Source organism: Rhizobium sp. A37_96 (assembly GCF_053521765.1).
On the sequence record NZ_JBNWDS010000002.1, the window covers coordinates 414,796 to 429,997 of the forward strand.

The window sequence follows — 15,202 nt, forward strand, 5'->3', positions numbered from 1 at the left end:
GCGTTACCGAATCCGGTTAACGAATGCTAAAAATGTGGCTGTCCTGCCGGCAGAGTATGCGAGCATGTTGCGAGTGAGAGTAAAGGACCTGATGTGAGCGGATTAGAAACGGCTATCAGAAGCGCGTTGGACCGGTCCGATCGCGCCAATCCGGAAATCCGGGCTCGCATCTATCAGTCGGCACGGCAGGCGCTGGAAGCCGGCCTCCGCAAGCAGGACATTACCGATATCAACGTCGTCGCGGCCCAGCGCCAGCGGCTGGAAGCGACGATCCGCCAGATCGAGACCGAGGAGCGCGCCCGGCCCGCGCAGGCGGCGCCGAACTCGCCGGAGCCTGCCGCCCCGCAGGTTTCTCCCGTGGCATCCCGGCCGGAAGCCGTGCAGGCTTCACAGCGGCCGGAGCCGGTCATGAGCGTGCGTGGAGAGACGCGCGACCCGCCGATGTCGGCGCAGGCCGCCGCCCCAGTGGAACCGATATCGGTCGAGCCCTCGGGACGAAGTGACGATTTCGGCGACATGCACGCCGGCCCTGCCGATCATCTCGGCGCCGACAGCGATGTGCGGCCGATGGCCGAAGCGCCGGCTGCGGCGCGGTCGATGAACTTCAAGCCGGAGCGCGCCGCCGTGCGCCGCAAGCCGCGCAAGTTCTTCTCGCGCCTGCTGGTCTTCTGCATCCTGCTCGCCTTCCTCGGCGTCGGCGCATGGTGGATCAAGACCTCGGGCGTGCTGATGTCGGCGGCACAAAGGGATACGAGCGTGCCCAACCCGCCGGCCCATGTCGATTCCCAGGATTTCAGCGGCAACGGCAACGACGACGACACGTCGGATGAGGACGACAATAGCGGTCCGGTCAATCCGGGCCTGGCGACCATCGACCCGCAGAACAGCTTCTCCGAAGAGTGGATTGAGGTGCTGAAGCCCACGGACGCGCCGAAGGTGATGACAGGCCCGCAGTCGAAGGCCGAAAATGTCTCCGAGAACGAAGGACCTGCCGTGAGGCTGACCTCGCTCAGCAGCGGCTCGGACGGCAACGGCTCGGTCGAGGTGCCGGCCAATGTGCTGCAGCAGATGGCAGGCAAGGCATCGACGATCGCGCTGACATTGCAGTCCACCTCGGATGCGCCGACGCAGATCACGGTGGAATGCGATTTCGGCTCGCTCGGCCGCTGCGGGCGTCATCGCTTCACGGTCAGCCGCCAGAAGACGGATGCGCTCTTCCAGGTCCAGTTCGATCGTTCGCTGGCGCCGACCAGCGCGGGCCATCTCATCATCAACAGCGATGTCGATGGCAAGGCCCGCGGCGTCAACGTCTACGCCATCCGCGTTCTGCCCGGACAATAAGCCCGGGCAGTGCGGAGTTAACTGAGAATATCCGATCCCTGGCCCAGGATTTTCTCGTCGATCTTGCCGATGGCGTTCTTGTCCTTGCCGTCATAATCGAGCGTCAGCAGAATGTGGCGGATGAGGTTGAGGCGCGCTCGCCGCTTGTCGTTGGCACGGACGACCGTCCAGGGCGCGTAGTCGGTATGCGTGTCCTTCAGCATGCGATCGCGCTTTTCGCTGTAGTCCTTCCATTTCGACAAAGCGGCGATATCCATCGAGGAAAGCTTCCAGACGGCGCGCGGATCGTGGCAGCGGTCATGGAAACGCTTCAGCTGCATCTCCCGGCCGATATCGAGGTAGAACTTGAAGAAATAGATGCCGTCCTGGACGATCAGCTTTTCCATCTGCGGCGCCTGCTTCAGGAATTGCTCGTACTGTTTCGGCGTGCAGAAGCCCATGACCGGCTCGACGCCGGCGCGGTTGTACCATGAACGGTCGAACAGCACGAACTCGCCCGCGGTCGGGAACCGGGCGACATAGCGCTGGAAATACCATTGCCCCGCCTCGCGGTCGGTCGGCTTCGTCAGCGCCACGACGCGCGCCAGACGAGGATTCATATGGGCTGAGGTCGCGGCGATCGAGCCGCCCTTGCCGGCGGCGTCGCGGCCTTCGAATAGCGCCATCACCCGCTTGCCTGTCGCCTGCAACCAGAACTGCACTTTGATGAGCTCGATCTGCAGCGCCTTCAGCTCGTCCTGGTAATCGCCTTCCTTGAGCTTCTTCTTGTAGGGGTAGCCGCCGGAGGTCAGGGCCTCCTCGTCGATCCAGCCTGGCAGCACGGGATCGTCGACGTCGAATATGTGCTTGACGCCGTGGATATCCAGCTCCACCGCACGGCTTTCTGCTTGTGCTCCCATATATCGGCTCCTCGGCTGTTTACGCCCCGTTAACTCTGCCGCGCGGCCGCGACAAAAAGCTCATGAAGGAAATTGGAGCTTTTGTTCAATGGTTTCAACTCCTTTGTCGCCTTCCTCATTTGCCGGCTACATTTATTATTGTCAGTTACGCGCTTCTGTGGATAGAGCCGAATACTTCTGTCATGAATCGCGGATAAGACGCGGAATCCAGCATTCCATCATGGTAGGCGAAGGGACGGGCGCAGTTGGAAGACGAATGGTCATTTGTCAGGAAATTGGCAGTGCGGTTGCGGCAGGAGAGCGCCGTTCTGATCTTGGCGACGCTGATTGCCGCGCTCGCCCTCATCGAGGGCATCAACACCGGTGCCGTGTTCTGGATCTGGGCCATCGTCGTGATCGTAACGCTGCTTCGTCCGCCGCTGGTGGAGCGGGTGGTGGTGCCGTCGCGGGCCGAGCCGGCGCCCGTCGATCCGCAGGCTTTGCTGGGTACCGCTTTCGCGGGACTGGCGGCGCTTGACATGCCGGTGCTCATCATCGACCGCGAGGCATCCGTGCTGGTGCAGAATGCCGCTGTCGAAAAGGCCTTCGGCGCGTTTCCGATCGGCGCCCATATCTCTTCGAAGCTGCGCTCGCCCGGCCTTCTCGACATGGTGCGCGAGACCTTTGCCACCAATCTGCCGAATCAGATCGAGCATTCCGAGCGCCTGCCTTCGGAGCGGGTCTATATCGTCCGCATCGCGCCGATCGACCTTCCGCAGATCGAGAAGGAAGAGGATGCCCTTTTCCTGCTGTCGTTCCGGGACATATCGGAGCTGCGTCACATCGACCGCATGCGGTCCGATTTCGTCGCCAATGCCAGCCATGAATTGCGCACGCCGCTCGCATCGCTGCGCGGCTTCATCGAAACCATCCAGGGTCCCGCCAAGTCCGACGCGAAAGCGCAGCAGCGCTTTCTCGGCATCATGCTCGACCAGACGACGCGCATGAGCAGGCTGGTCGACGATCTGCTGTCGCTGTCCAGGCTGGAACTGAAATCGCACATCGCGCCGGATCAGAAGGTCGATCTCGTGCCCTTGCTCGGTCATGTCCGCGATTCGCTTCTGCCGCTCGCCGGCGATCTCGATGTCGCGATCGATCTGCATCTGCCGGCGGGCAAGGTCGAAGTGCTGGGCGATCGCGACGAGCTTGTGCAGGTCTTCGAAAACCTGATCGAGAATGCCTGCAAATATGGCCAGGAAGGCAAGGCGGTGGAGGTCTCGCTGCTGAACGAGCCGGGCCAGGCCGTCGAGGTCGTCATCTCCGACAAGGGCCCGGGGATTCCCGCAGAACATGTGCCGCGCCTGACCGAGCGCTTCTATCGCGTTAACGTTGAGGACAGCCGATCCAAGAAAGGGACCGGCCTCGGGCTTGCCATCGTCAAGCACATCCTGACCCGCCATCGCGCAAGACTGATCGTCAAGTCCGAGGTCGGCAAGGGAACCGACTTTACGGTGCGCTTCTGAAAGCCGTTGTGAATCGCCCATTTGGCTTGCGATTTATGCAAGCGATTTCAACCAGATGGACTGTCATAATTGTTTCACTCGCCTGACATAAAAGGGCGGTGCTTTGGCCGGTAAGAAAGAAGCGCTGAAACAGGCGGATGCGCCGCCCGTCATCGTGCTCTTAAAGCCCGTCAGGGAGGATTCTTCATGAACGCGTTGAAATTGTCTATTCTCGCGCTGGTCGCATCGGCTGCCTTCGGTGGCGCCGCCGTCGCCCGCGAGCAGATTCAGATTTCCGGTTCTTCCACTGTATTCCCCTATGCCAAGATCGTTGCCGAAACCTTCGGCGAGACCTACGCCAACTTCAAGACGCCCGTCGTCGAATCCGGCGGCTCCGGTGCCGGCCTCAAGGAGTTCTGCAAGGGCGTCGGCACGGATTCCATCGACATCGCCAATTCCTCGCGGCCGATCAAGAATAGCGAGATCGATGCCTGCAAGGCGGCGGGTGTCGCCGATATCCAGCAGGTCAAGATCGGCTATGACGGCATCGTCTTCGCTTTCGACAAAAGCAATCCGGACATAAGGTTCGTGCCTGCCGATCTCTACAAGGCGCTGGCCGCCGAGGTGGTGGTGGACGGCAAGCTGGTCGCCAATCCCTACAGGAAGTGGTCCGAGATCAATCCGTCGCTGCCGGATTTCGAGATCGCGGCCTATATTCCGGGTGAGAAGCACGGCACGCGCGAGGTTTTCGAAGAGAAGGTGCTCGCTGCCGGCTGCAAGGATTCGGGCGCGCTCGATGTCATCAAGGCCAGCGTCCAGGATGCCGATCAGCAGACGAAGACATGCATTGCCGTGCGCAAGGATGGCCTGGCCGTCGATATCGACGGCGACTATCCCGAGACGCTGGCGCGCATCAATGCCAACAAGCACGGCGTCGGCGTTTTCGGCCTGTATTTCTATCAGAACAACGCCGACAGGCTGAAGGTCGCCACGGTCAGCGGCATCGTGCCGTCGGGTCAGACGATCGCCGACGGCACCTATCCGGTGTCGCGGCCGCTGTTCTTCTACGTCAAGAAGGCCCATCTGGGTGTCATCCCGGGGCTCAAGGAATATGTCGATTTCTTCACGAGCGATCAGATGATCGGACCGGACAGCCCGCTGGCGGAATACGGCCTTGTGCCTGCTCCGGACGGCGAGCGCGACCAGATCCGCAAGGACTTCGCTGACGGGAAGATCATGTGAGTGCGTAAGGATTGAACGCCGGCGCAGCATCTTGCCGTGCCGGCGTTCGCCGGGGAATGGGAATGAGTATATCGCTGCTGCTGCTCTGCCTGTCGGTCATCGGCGCCCTTGCATTCGTGCTGGGGCGGGCGAGGGCGGCTGCGCTGTCGGGCGGCAGGCTCTCATCCATGCATTCGCGGCTCGGCTATCACGGCGCCTATGCCGCCATCTGGGCGGTGCTTCCGGCGCTCGCCCTGGTCTGCGTCTGGCTGATCGTCAGTCCGGAAATCATCGACCGCCTGGTGGTGAAATCCTTCCCCGAGGAGGTGAAGTCCCTGCCGCCGGCCGAACTCAATCTCAGCTACGGCATGGTGCGCAGTATCGCCCACGGCATGCGCCTGCTCGATGACGAGGAGCTTGGCGAAGTTGCCGCCGGCACGGCCGATCTGCAATTGCTGCTGGTGCGCAAGGGTGTGCCGCTTGCCGTTCGCCCGACGGGCTATATGATCGACGCGGCCAACAAATATAACGGCATGCGCGAAGTCAGCCGGATGGTGATGTCCGCATCGGCGATCCTCCTGTCGTTGCTGTGCGCGGTTTACGGTTTGCGCGCCATCGCTCCGCGGTTTCGCGCTCGCAACCGTGTCGAACAGGTCATTCTCGGCGCCCTCGTCATCGCTTCGTCGATTGCCGTGCTGACGACGGTCGGGATCGTCATTTCGATGCTTTCGGAAGCGGCGCGCTTCTTCGGCGTGGTCCCTGCGAGCGAATTCTTTTTCGGCACGGTCTGGGATCCGCGCTTCGCCGCGGCCGGCGCTCAGACCTCCGGAACCTTCGGTCTGATCCCCCTGCTGGCCGGCACGATCTATATCGGCTTCGTCGCCATGCTTTTCGCCGTGCCCATCGGCTTGTTCGCCGCGATCTACATGGCCGAATATGCCTCGGCGCGGGTGCGTTCCGTCGCCAAGCCGATGCTGGAGGTTCTGGCCGGCATTCCGACGATCGTCTACGGCTTCTTTGCCCTCGTGACGGTCGGGCCTTTCCTGAGGGACATCTCGGCCGACATCAACGGCCTGGTGACGGGAAGCTATACGAGCTTCATCGAGGCGCAGAGCGTGCTGACGGCCGGCTTCGTCATGGGCGTCATGCTCATCCCTTACGTTTCCTCGCTGTCGGACGATATCATCATGGCCGTACCGCGCTCGCTTCGCGACGGTTCGCTCGGCCTTGGCGCCACGCGCTCGGAGACGGTCAAGCGCGTCCTTTTGCCGGCAGCTCTTCCGGGCATCGTCGGCGCGCTGCTGATGACCGCCTCGCGGGCCATCGGCGAGACGATGATCGTGGTGCTGGCCGCCGGCGTCGCCGCCCGCATGCAGTTCGATCCCTTCGAGCCGATGACGACCGTGACCGTGAAGATCGTCAACCAGCTGACCGGCGACCTGGAGTTCACCTCGCCGCAGACGCTCGTCGCCTTCGCGCTCGGCATCACGCTGTTCTGCCTGACGCTGTGCCTCAACGTCTATGCCCTCTACATCGTCCGCCGCTACAGGGAGCAATACGAATGAGCGACGTCGTATCCTCCCCGTCGCAGAACATGCCGCGCGGGCTGACGCCGGGCGCTCCGGCGCGGCGCGATATCGGCATCAGGCGCCGCTATGCAGCCGAGCGCCGCTTTCGCGCCTACGGATTTACCGCCGTCATCTTCGGTCTGGTATTCCTTGCCATCCTCGTCTCGACGGTGGTCCGCAACGGCTACACCGCCTTCGTTCAGACCTCGATCACCCTGCCGATCGAATTCAGCGAGAAGGCGATCGATCCGGCGGGCAAGCGCGCCGGCGATCCGAATGTGCTGATATCGGCCAACTATCCGGTCCTGGTGCGGGATGCCCTCGTAAAGGCGCTCGGTATCGATCCCGCCAATCGCGCGCTCGTGCGCGCGGCAACGGCGATGGTGTCCGACAACGCCAGGATCGTGCTTCGCGACAGGGTGGCCGCCAATCCGTCCATCATCGGAACGACGCAGAACGTCACCTTCCTTGCCAGCGCCAACATCGATTCCGCCAACAAGGGCCAGGTCGACCTGACCGTCGACGAGAAGGACCGCAAGGTGTCCGATCAACAGGTCGCCTGGATGAAGCAGCTCGGCGAAAGCGGCGCCCTCTACGAGGCTTTCAACAGCGGCCTCTTCCTGTCGGGCAATTCGAGCCGGCCCGAGGCCGCGGGCCTTGGCGTCGCTCTGATCGGCTCGCTCTATCTGATGCTGACCGTGCTCGCGCTCGCTCTGCCCGTCGGTGTCGCGGCCTCGATCTATCTGGAGGAATTCGCGCCGAAGAACCGGCTGACGGACCTGATCGAGGTCAACATCAACAACCTCGCCGCCGTGCCGTCGATCGTCTACGGCCTGCTGGGCCTCTCGGTCTTCATCAACACGATGGGGCTGCCGCGCTCGGCATCGCTGGTCGGCGGGCTGGTGCTCAGCCTGATGACGCTGCCGATGATCATCATCGCCACGCGCTCGGCATTGCGGGCCGTGCCGCCGTCGATCCGCAGCGCGGCGCTCGGCCTCGGTGCGTCGCGCATGCAGATGGTCTTCCATCACGTCCTGCCGCTTGCCATGCCCGGCATCCTGACGGGCACCATTCTCGGGCTTGCCCATGCGCTCGGCGAGACGGCGCCGCTGCTGCTGATCGGCATGGTCGCCTTCGTCACCAACTATCCGACATCGCCTCTCGATCCTTCGACGGCGCTGCCGGTGCAGATCTATATGTGGGCGAGCGAAGCCGAGCGTGCCTTCGTCGAAAGAACGTCCGGGGCGATCATCGTCCTGCTCTTCTTCCTCGTCGCGATGAACATCGGCGCGATCCTGCTGCGCCGCCGCTTCGAGCGGCGTTGGTAAGGGAGGGCCGTGGGATGAACATGATGACGGAAGCCGCAAGCGAAAGAGCATTGACCAGGAAGATGACGATGATCCCTTACAAGATGATCGGCCAGGACGTTTCGGTCTTTTACGGCGATAAGCGCGCGCTCTTCGACGTCAACCTCAAGATCCGCGCCAATACGGTCACGGCCCTGATCGGCCCTTCCGGCTGCGGCAAGTCCACCTTCCTGCGCTGCCTCAACCGCATGAACGATACGATCGAGACCTGCCGCGTCACCGGCAAGATCACGCTCGACGATCAGGACGTCTATGACGACAGCATCGACGTGGTGGAATTGCGCGCCCGGGTCGGCATGGTTTTTCAGAAGCCCAACCCGTTTCCGAAGTCGATCTACGAAAACGTCGCCTACGGCCCGCGCATCCATGGCCTGCACCGTTCCAAGGCCGATCTCGATCATATCGTCGAGACCAGCCTGCAGAAGGCGGGTCTGTGGGGCGAGGTCAAGGACAGGCTCTACGACGCCGGCACGAGCCTTTCGGGCGGGCAGCAGCAGCGCCTGTGCATCGCCCGCGCCGTTGCCGTCAGCCCGGAGGTCATCCTGATGGACGAGCCGTGTTCCGCGCTCGATCCGATCGCAACCGCAAAGGTCGAGGATCTCATTCATGAGCTGCGGGAAAATTTCACGATCGTCATCGTGACGCATTCCATGCAGCAGGCAGCCCGCGTTTCGCAACGCACCGCAATGTTCCATCTCGGCCATCTGGTTGAGGAGAACGATACCGATAAGATGTTCACCAATCCCGACGATTACCGCACGCAGGATTACATCATGGGCCGTTTTGGTTGATGATGCTGCGCGCGCGGCTCCTTTCACACAGTTCACCTTGAGGATAGAAAAATGGTCTCCACTCACATTCTCTCTGCCTATGACGAAGACCTGAAGTTCCTGACGCGCCGCATTGCCGAAATGGGCGGCCTGGCCGAGCAGATGGTCAGCGACAGCGTCCGCGCACTGGTCAACAGCGACGCCGCTCTTGCCCAGAAGGTCATCTCGGACGACGTCGTTCTCGACCATGCGGAGCGCGAAATCGGCGACAAGGCGATCGTCACCATCGCTCGCCGTCAGCCGATGGCCGCCGACCTGCGCGAGATCATGGGTTCGATCCGCATCGCCTCCGATCTGGAGCGCGTCGGCGACCTTGGCAAGAACACCGCCAAGCGCGTCATCGCCGTGCAGGGCACCGGCGTTCCGCGTCGTCTCGCCCGCGGCATCGAGCATCTCTCCGAACTGGCGCTGAGCCAGCTGAAGGAAGTTCTAGACGTCTATGCGACCCGTTCGCCCGACAAGGCCGTCTCGATCCGCGAGCGGGACGAGGAAATCGACGCCATGTACACCTCGCTCTTCCGCGAGATGCTGACCTACATGATGGAAGATCCGCGCAACATCACCACCTGCACGCATCTTCTCTTCTGCGCGAAGAACATCGAGCGCATCGGCGACCATGCCACCAACATCGCCGAGACGATCTACTACATGGCGACCGGTGCCCAGCCCGAAGGCGAGCGCCCGAAGGACGATACCGCCAATACCGTCGGCGCGGTGACGGAATAATCTGGAAGCGAAAAAGGAGACCACAGGCGCATGGTTCCGAGAGTTGCTGTTGTAGAAGACGAGGAAGCGCTGAGCGTTCTGCTGCGCTACAATCTCGAGGCCGAAGGCTTCGAGGTCGACACCATCCTCAGAGGCGATGAGGCCGAGCTGCGTCTCCAGGAGCGCATCCCCGATCTTCTGATCCTCGACTGGATGCTCCCCGGCGTGTCCGGCATCGAGCTCTGCCGCCGGCTGCGCATGCGGCCGGAGACGGAGCGCCTGCCGATCATCATGCTCACCGCCCGCGGCGAGGAAAGCGAGCGCGTGCGCGGCCTTTCCACCGGCGCGGACGATTATGTCGTCAAGCCGTTTTCGACGCCGGAGCTGATGGCCCGCGTCAAGGCGATGCTGCGGCGCGCCCGTCCGGAGGTGCTCTCCACGGTGCTGCGTTGCGGCGATATCGAGCTGGACCGCGAAACCCATCGCGTCCACCGCAAGAGCCGCGAAGTGCGGTTGGGGCCGACGGAATTCCGCCTGCTGGAATTCCTGATGTCCTCGCCGGGCCGCGTCTTCTCGCGCTCGCAGCTGCTGGACGGCGTATGGGGGCACGATATCTATGTCGACGAACGCACCGTCGACGTCCATGTCGGCCGCCTGCGCAAGGCGCTCAACTTCTCCAATATGCAGGATGTCATCCGCACCGTTCGCGGCGCGGGCTATTCCATGGAGGCCTGAGCGGCAAGGCCCGCTCAGGCATCGACATAGCGGCGGAAACAGAAAACGGGCCTCAAGGGCCCGTTTCTTTTGTCTCGGCGATGATAGATCTCAGCCGCGTGGTTGAGCCGGCCGGCGCCGTTCGTGCACGGGCTGGTAGGCCAGGCGCTGATGATAGCCGCAATAGGGCGATGCATCCGGGCTCTCGTTGCCGCAGAAGTGGAAATCGTCCTTCAGCGGATCGCCGACCGGCCACTTGCAGGTGCGCTCCGTCAGCTCCGTCAGGCCGAGGCGACGGGAGATCGGGACGACGACGTTGGAAGCCGGACGATATTGGATTTCATTGACCGTATCGACGTCGATCTCTTCCTTCAGCATGGTCGCGCCCTGCTGCCGGGCAACCACCGTGCGCGTCGCAACGCGCGAGCCGAAGCTGGCAGGGCGAGGTGCCGTGGCGTTGCGTTTCGGCGTGCGGGCAGCGGTCGCCGTGCCGCCAGCCTTCGCTCGGCCGGGGAGGTTCAGGCGGTGCACCTTGCCGATGACGGCATTACGGCTTACGCCACCAAGCTGCGCCGCGATCTGGCTGGCGCTCAAACCTTCGGACCATAGCTTTTTCAGCTTCTCGACGCGTTCGTCTGTCCAATTCATGCCCTGTCTCCGCTGCCGCGTTTCCGATGGCAGAATCCCTCACCATTGCCTCGCATGGGAACGAGACGCGAAACGCTCTAAAATTGTGGTGACTAGTTCCGCCGCATGCAGTCTAGCAATTGGTTTTTAACCTAGTGTGAGGCTGACTCCGTGACAAGAGTCGCGGGAATCTTGTGGAATCGATTTCGAGGTTTTCCCCAACTTGCTGTCCGGGCGTGGCATTTCTGCAATAGGCGCTGCAGAACCCATCTCTTTTGGCCGGCAGCGCTTTCTCGCACCTGCTAAACCGCCAGTTTTGTTGACATCGCGGTGCAAAACATCAATAGTGCGCAAGCCGCCGCAAGGCGGCATTTTTGATTTTTTCGGGTCCGTTTCATCAAACGGAAGCGATTGGTCCTTAAAGTTGTGATCGAGGAGAAATGGCCATGGCAGAGACCGCGCCGCTTTATGATACCTACATGCGTGCTCCGCTGCGGTTCGAGCGAGGCGAGGGCGTCTGGCTGGTGACCGAAAATGGCGAACGCTATCTCGATTTCGCGGCTGGCGTGGCGGTCAATTCGCTCGGTCATGCGCACCCCCATCTCGTCGCGGAATTGAAGGCGCAGGCCGACAAGGTCTGGCATCTCTCCAACCTCTATGAAGTGCCCGGCCAGGAGAAGCTGTCGAAGCGCCTGACGGAAGCCACGTTCGCCGACAAGGTGTTCTTCACCAACTCCGGCGCCGAGGCGCTGGAATGCGCCATCAAGACGGCGCGGCGCTATCACTTCGCCAAGGGGCATCCCGAAAAGTTCCATATCATCACCTTCGAGGGAGCCTTCCACGGCCGTACCATCGCGACGGTCGCCGCCGGTGGCCAGGAAAAATACATCGAAGGTTTCGGCCCGAAGGCTCCGGGCTTCGATCCGGTGCCTTTCGGCGACCTTGACGCCGTGCGCGCGGCCATCACCGATGCGACGGCCGCGATCCTGGTCGAGCCGGTGCAGGGCGAGGGCGGCATCCGCCCGGCGACGAACGAATTCATGCGCGGTCTCCGCCAGATCTGCGACGAGCACGGCCTGCTGCTGGTTCTCGACGAAGTCCAGTCCGGCGTTGGCCGCACCGGCAAGCTCTTTGCCTATGAATGGGCCGGTATCAAGCCGGATATCATGGCCGTCGCCAAGGGTATCGGCGGTGGTTTCCCGCTCGGCGCCTGCCTTGCGACGGCGGAAGCCGCCTCGGGCATGAAGGCCGGCACGCACGGATCGACCTATGGCGGCAATCCGCTTGCCATGGCGGTCGGCAATGCGGTGCTCGATATCGTGCTGGCCGATGGCTTCCTTGAGCATGTGCGCGATGTCGCCTTGATCTTCCGCCAGGGCCTTGCCTCGCTCAAGGATCGTTTCCCGGATATCATCGAGGATATTCGCGGCGAAGGTCTCATGCTCGGCATCAAGGCCGCCATCCCGCAGGCGGACCTGCTGCAGGCGATCCGCACCGAACATCTGCTTGGTGTTCCGGCCGGCGACAACGTCATTCGTCTGCTTCCGCCGCTGATCGTGACCGCCGAGGAGGCACGCGAAGGCCTCGCCCGCATCGAGCGCGCCGCAGAGCGCGCGCGCGCCGTTCGCGTCAAGAAATCGGCTTGAACTCAGCGCCCGCTGTTGGGGCGTTCTTGCCCCACGCGGGCGTTATTGTTTTTTCTGGAGTACAGGTAAGGACATGGCTTCTCCGAAACACTTTCTCGACCTCTCGGCCGTTGCGGCCGCTGAGCTGCGCAACATCATCGATGATGCGATCGTGCGAAAGAAGGCATTGAAGGCTGGCACGGCCGACAAGCCGCTTGCCGGCAAGATGCTGGCGATGATCTTCGAGAAGCCTTCCACCCGAACGCGCGTATCGTTCGATGTCGGTATGCGCCAGCTGGGCGGCGAGACGCTCTTCCTCTCCGGCACCGAAATGCAGCTCGGCCGCGCCGAGACGATCGGCGATACCGCGAAGGTTCTGTCGCGCTATGTCGATGCGATCATGATCCGCACGACGGATCACTCGCGCCTGCTGGAGCTGGCGGAACATGCGACCGTTCCGGTCATCAACGCGCTGACCGACGACACGCATCCCTGCCAGATCATGGCTGACATCATGACCTTCGAGGAGCATCGCGGTCCGATCAAGGGCAAGTCCATCGCCTGGACGGGCGACGGCAACAACGTGCTGCATTCACTGATCGAAGGCGCAGCGCGTTTCGGCTATCGCATGAATATGGCGGTGCCTCTTGGTTCCGAGCCGAAGGATCACTATCTGAACTGGGCCCGCAATGAGGGCGCCGAAATCATGCTCACGCATGATGCAGACCGTGCGGTTGCCGGCGTCGATTGCGTGGTAACCGATACCTGGGTCTCCATGAATCAGGAACACCGGGCACGCGGTCACAACGTCTTCCAGCCCTATCAGGTCAACCAGGCTTTGATGGCACAGGCCGGCAAAGACGCGTTGTTCATGCATTGCCTGCCCGCCCATCGCGGGGAGGAAGTGACGGACGAAGTGATCGACGGTCCGCAATCCGTTGTTTTCGATGAGGCGGAAAACCGCCTTCATGCGCAAAAGTCGATTCTTGCTTGGTGCCTGGGCGCAATCTGAGGATATGAAGCCGCGTCTGAGGGCGCGGGCGCAGTAGGAGTAAAGCAATGGCCGAAAATGCCGCATCGCTGGGTCAATTCGATTTTGCCGGTGACGATCACGTCGTCCCCTTCCAGGTGGAAGGTTTGGACGTGCGCGGCCGTGCCGTGCAGCTCGGTCCGCTGCTGGACGCCATTCTTGCCCGGCATGACTATCCGACCCCGGTCGCGCGCCTCCTGGCCGAGGCCATCGTCCTGACGGTGCTTCTCGGGACGTCGCTGAAGTTCGAAGGCAAATTCACCGTGCAGACCAAGAGCGACGGTCCCGTCGATCTTCTGGTTGCCGATTTCTCGACGCCGGAAAATGTCCGCGCCTACGCTCGCTTCGACGAGGCGGCACTGACGAAGGCGGTGGCCGAAGGCCGGACCGAGCCGGAACAACTGCTGGGCAAGGGCGTTCTCGCCTTCACCATCGACCAGGGTCGCTTCACTCAGCCCTATCAGGGCATCGTCGCTCTCGACGGCGCTTCGCTCGAGGAGATTGCCGGCACCTATTTCCGCCAGTCGGAACAGATCCCGACGCGCGTGCGCCTGGGTGCCGCCGAACTCTTCGACCGCGACGAGGAAGGCAAGCCGCGTCATCGCTGGCGGGCGGGCGGCCTGATTGCCCAGTTCCTGCCGGAGGCTCCCGAGCGCATGCGCCAGCCGGACCTGCATGGCGGCGACGGCGATACCGGCGTGCGCCATCATGTCGAGGACGATGCCTGGTCGGAAGCGCGCAGTCTGGTGGAAACCATCGATGCCGACGAGCTTACGGATCCGCAGGTCGGCACCGAGCGCCTTCTCTATCGCCTCTTTCACGAGCGCGGCGTGCGCGTCTACGAACCGAAGGCCGTCTATGATCGCTGTTCGTGCTCGCGGGACAAGCTGAAGGGCGTCTTGAAGGGCTTTAGCGCCGAGGAGATCGAGGCCAGCCAGGACAATGGCGAAGTCGCCGTGACCTGCGAATTCTGCTCGACGACCTATCGCTTCGAAGTGTCCGAGATAGAAGCGGCCTGATGCCGCTTCCGAGCATTTCAGAGAAAAGTACGCAGCGGTTTTCCGTCCGGAATGCAGGAAAATAGGGGTTTGCGCTTATCGAGGAAAAGCGGGAATTGCCTAGTTCAGCGTGCGCAGCAGGTTCGGCGTATCCAGTGAGAAGGCGGGGATCTTGACATGGAAAAGCTCCCCGTCGTCCGTTTCCATCTGGTAGTGGCCGAACATCATCCCTGACGGCGTATCCAGAGGGCAGCCGGAAGAATATTCGTAGGTATCGCCGGGCTTCAGGTGCGGCTGTTCGCCGACGACACCGGGGCCCGTCACTTCATCCACGATGCCGTTCATGTCGGTGATGTGCCAGTAGCGCGTCACCAGCTTGACGGCTTCCTTGGAATGGTTGGAGATGACGATGCGATATCCCCAGACATAGCGATCGTCGTCCGGATCGGATTGCTCCTCCAGATAAAATGGTTCGACGACGACTTCAATGTCGCGTGTTAGGGCGCGATACATGCCTGATACCTTGCCACTGCCCTGAAACGTCGAGCGCTTCTTCAAGCCTCACCGCCGCTCCAGCATTTCCAAGTCTGCGGCATATTATCCGCTTTCCACCACTCCCGCAAAGTGCAGGATATCTAGCGGTATCCTATAACCGATCCATTCCGTCAAGGAACGGCGTGATGAAATCTCGCTCCTGGAGAGCGGAGCGTTATGAGTTTCAGCTATTACGGTTGATGAAAAAGGTTAGCATCTTGCTCTCAAAGTATCTCGTTCCGTTTGTCATTTAGTCTCGTCT

The 15,202-nt window shown here is 62.1% G+C and carries 14 protein-coding genes; 11 read left to right on the plus strand and 3 right to left on the minus strand.

Translation table 11 applies throughout. The features are described from left to right. Positions 1-93: 93 nt before the first annotated feature. Positions 94-1,341, plus strand: coding sequence for a hypothetical protein (locus tag ACQZ6J_RS08495; protein WP_449083366.1), 1,248 nt, complete (start codon positions 94-96; stop codon positions 1,339-1,341). 17 nt (positions 1,342-1,358) lie between these two features. Here the strand turns inward: ACQZ6J_RS08495 and ppk2 are convergent, their stop codons facing one another. Further along, a complete protein-coding gene (ppk2, locus tag ACQZ6J_RS08500; protein ID WP_163984783.1) occupies positions 1,359-2,240 on the minus strand; it encodes a polyphosphate kinase 2 in 882 nt (293 codons plus the stop codon). Positions 2,241-2,515: 275 nt separating this feature from the next. On the opposite strand from ppk2, the gene phoR reads away from it, so the two are divergent. From phoR to phoB, 7 genes are all read left to right on the plus strand, one after another. Then, positions 2,516-3,742, plus strand: coding sequence for a phosphate regulon sensor histidine kinase PhoR (phoR, locus tag ACQZ6J_RS08505; RefSeq protein WP_348643427.1), 1,227 nt, complete (start codon positions 2,516-2,518; stop codon positions 3,740-3,742). Positions 3,743-3,928: 186 nt separating this feature from the next. Continuing rightward, positions 3,929-4,963, plus strand: a complete 1,035-nt coding sequence (locus ACQZ6J_RS08510; protein ID WP_449083368.1) for a substrate-binding domain-containing protein — start codon at positions 3,929-3,931, stop codon at positions 4,961-4,963. 62 nt (positions 4,964-5,025) lie between these two features. After that, complete coding sequence (gene pstC / locus ACQZ6J_RS08515) at positions 5,026-6,507, plus strand: phosphate ABC transporter permease subunit PstC (RefSeq protein ID WP_163984780.1); 1,482 nt, start codon at positions 5,026-5,028, stop codon at positions 6,505-6,507. Beyond that, positions 6,504-7,838: a phosphate ABC transporter permease PstA gene (gene pstA / locus ACQZ6J_RS08520; protein WP_449083371.1), complete on the plus strand. Its 1,335-nt coding sequence runs from the start codon at positions 6,504-6,506 to the stop codon at positions 7,836-7,838. Before pstC ends, pstA begins: the two co-directional genes overlap by 4 nt. A gap of 14 nt (positions 7,839-7,852) precedes the next feature. Continuing rightward, a complete protein-coding gene (gene pstB / locus ACQZ6J_RS08525; RefSeq protein ID WP_163984778.1) occupies positions 7,853-8,668 on the plus strand; it encodes a phosphate ABC transporter ATP-binding protein PstB in 816 nt (271 codons plus the stop codon). A 51-nt stretch (positions 8,669-8,719) separates the two neighbouring features. Continuing rightward, positions 8,720-9,433 carry a phosphate signaling complex protein PhoU gene (gene phoU, locus ACQZ6J_RS08530; RefSeq protein ID WP_163984777.1) on the plus strand — a complete coding sequence of 238 codons (714 nt, stop codon included), beginning with the start codon at positions 8,720-8,722 and terminating at the stop codon, positions 9,431-9,433. A 30-nt stretch (positions 9,434-9,463) separates the two neighbouring features. After that, on the plus strand, positions 9,464-10,147 hold the full coding sequence (phoB, locus tag ACQZ6J_RS08535) for a phosphate regulon transcriptional regulator PhoB (RefSeq protein WP_004128368.1): 684 nt from the start codon (positions 9,464-9,466) through the stop codon (positions 10,145-10,147). A gap of 90 nt (positions 10,148-10,237) precedes the next feature. Here the strand turns inward: phoB and ACQZ6J_RS08540 are convergent, their stop codons facing one another. Continuing rightward, the gene (locus tag ACQZ6J_RS08540; RefSeq protein ID WP_163984776.1) at positions 10,238-10,774 is read right to left on the minus strand and encodes a GcrA family cell cycle regulator; all 537 of its coding nucleotides are present in this window, start codon (positions 10,772-10,774) and stop codon (positions 10,238-10,240) included. Positions 10,775-11,199: 425 nt separating this feature from the next. Here ACQZ6J_RS08540 and ACQZ6J_RS08545 point away from each other — a divergent pair, with 425 nt between their 5' ends. From ACQZ6J_RS08545 to ACQZ6J_RS08555, 3 genes are all read left to right on the plus strand, one after another. After that, positions 11,200-12,399, plus strand: coding sequence for an acetylornithine transaminase (locus tag ACQZ6J_RS08545; RefSeq protein ID WP_449083374.1), 1,200 nt, complete (start codon positions 11,200-11,202; stop codon positions 12,397-12,399). Between the two features lie 73 nt (positions 12,400-12,472). Beyond that, positions 12,473-13,390, plus strand: a complete 918-nt coding sequence (argF, locus tag ACQZ6J_RS08550; RefSeq protein ID WP_163984774.1) for an ornithine carbamoyltransferase — start codon at positions 12,473-12,475, stop codon at positions 13,388-13,390. A gap of 47 nt (positions 13,391-13,437) precedes the next feature. After that, positions 13,438-14,427, plus strand: a complete 990-nt coding sequence (locus tag ACQZ6J_RS08555; RefSeq protein WP_163984773.1) for an Hsp33 family molecular chaperone — start codon at positions 13,438-13,440, stop codon at positions 14,425-14,427. 99 nt (positions 14,428-14,526) lie between these two features. On the opposite strand, the gene apaG is transcribed toward ACQZ6J_RS08555, so the two are convergent. After that, positions 14,527-14,919, minus strand: a complete 393-nt coding sequence (apaG, locus tag ACQZ6J_RS08560; protein ID WP_163985159.1) for a Co2+/Mg2+ efflux protein ApaG — start codon at positions 14,917-14,919, stop codon at positions 14,527-14,529. Between the last annotated feature and the right edge of the window lie 283 nt (positions 14,920-15,202).

Excerpts from the sequence above, each read along its gene's own strand:
- ppk2 (WP_163984783.1), bottom strand. The coding sequence starts at position 2,240 with ATGGGAGCACAAGCAGAAAGCCGTGCGGTGGAGCTGGATATCCACGGC.
- ACQZ6J_RS08510 (WP_449083368.1), top strand. The coding sequence starts at position 3,929 with ATGAACGCGTTGAAATTGTCTATTCTCGCGCTGGTCGCATCGGCTGCC.
- pstC (WP_163984780.1), top strand. The coding sequence starts at position 5,026 with ATGAGTATATCGCTGCTGCTGCTCTGCCTGTCGGTCATCGGCGCCCTT.
- pstA (WP_449083371.1), top strand. The coding sequence starts at position 6,504 with ATGAGCGACGTCGTATCCTCCCCGTCGCAGAACATGCCGCGCGGGCTG.
- pstB (WP_163984778.1), top strand. The coding sequence starts at position 7,853 with ATGAACATGATGACGGAAGCCGCAAGCGAAAGAGCATTGACCAGGAAG.
- phoU (WP_163984777.1), top strand. The coding sequence starts at position 8,720 with ATGGTCTCCACTCACATTCTCTCTGCCTATGACGAAGACCTGAAGTTC.
- phoB (WP_004128368.1), top strand. The coding sequence starts at position 9,464 with ATGGTTCCGAGAGTTGCTGTTGTAGAAGACGAGGAAGCGCTGAGCGTT.
- ACQZ6J_RS08540 (WP_163984776.1), bottom strand. The coding sequence starts at position 10,774 with ATGAATTGGACAGACGAACGCGTCGAGAAGCTGAAAAAGCTATGGTCC.
- ACQZ6J_RS08545 (WP_449083374.1), top strand. The coding sequence starts at position 11,200 with ATGGCAGAGACCGCGCCGCTTTATGATACCTACATGCGTGCTCCGCTG.
- argF (WP_163984774.1), top strand. The coding sequence starts at position 12,473 with ATGGCTTCTCCGAAACACTTTCTCGACCTCTCGGCCGTTGCGGCCGCT.
- ACQZ6J_RS08555 (WP_163984773.1), top strand. The coding sequence starts at position 13,438 with ATGGCCGAAAATGCCGCATCGCTGGGTCAATTCGATTTTGCCGGTGAC.
- apaG (WP_163985159.1), bottom strand. The coding sequence starts at position 14,919 with ATGTATCGCGCCCTAACACGCGACATTGAAGTCGTCGTCGAACCATTT.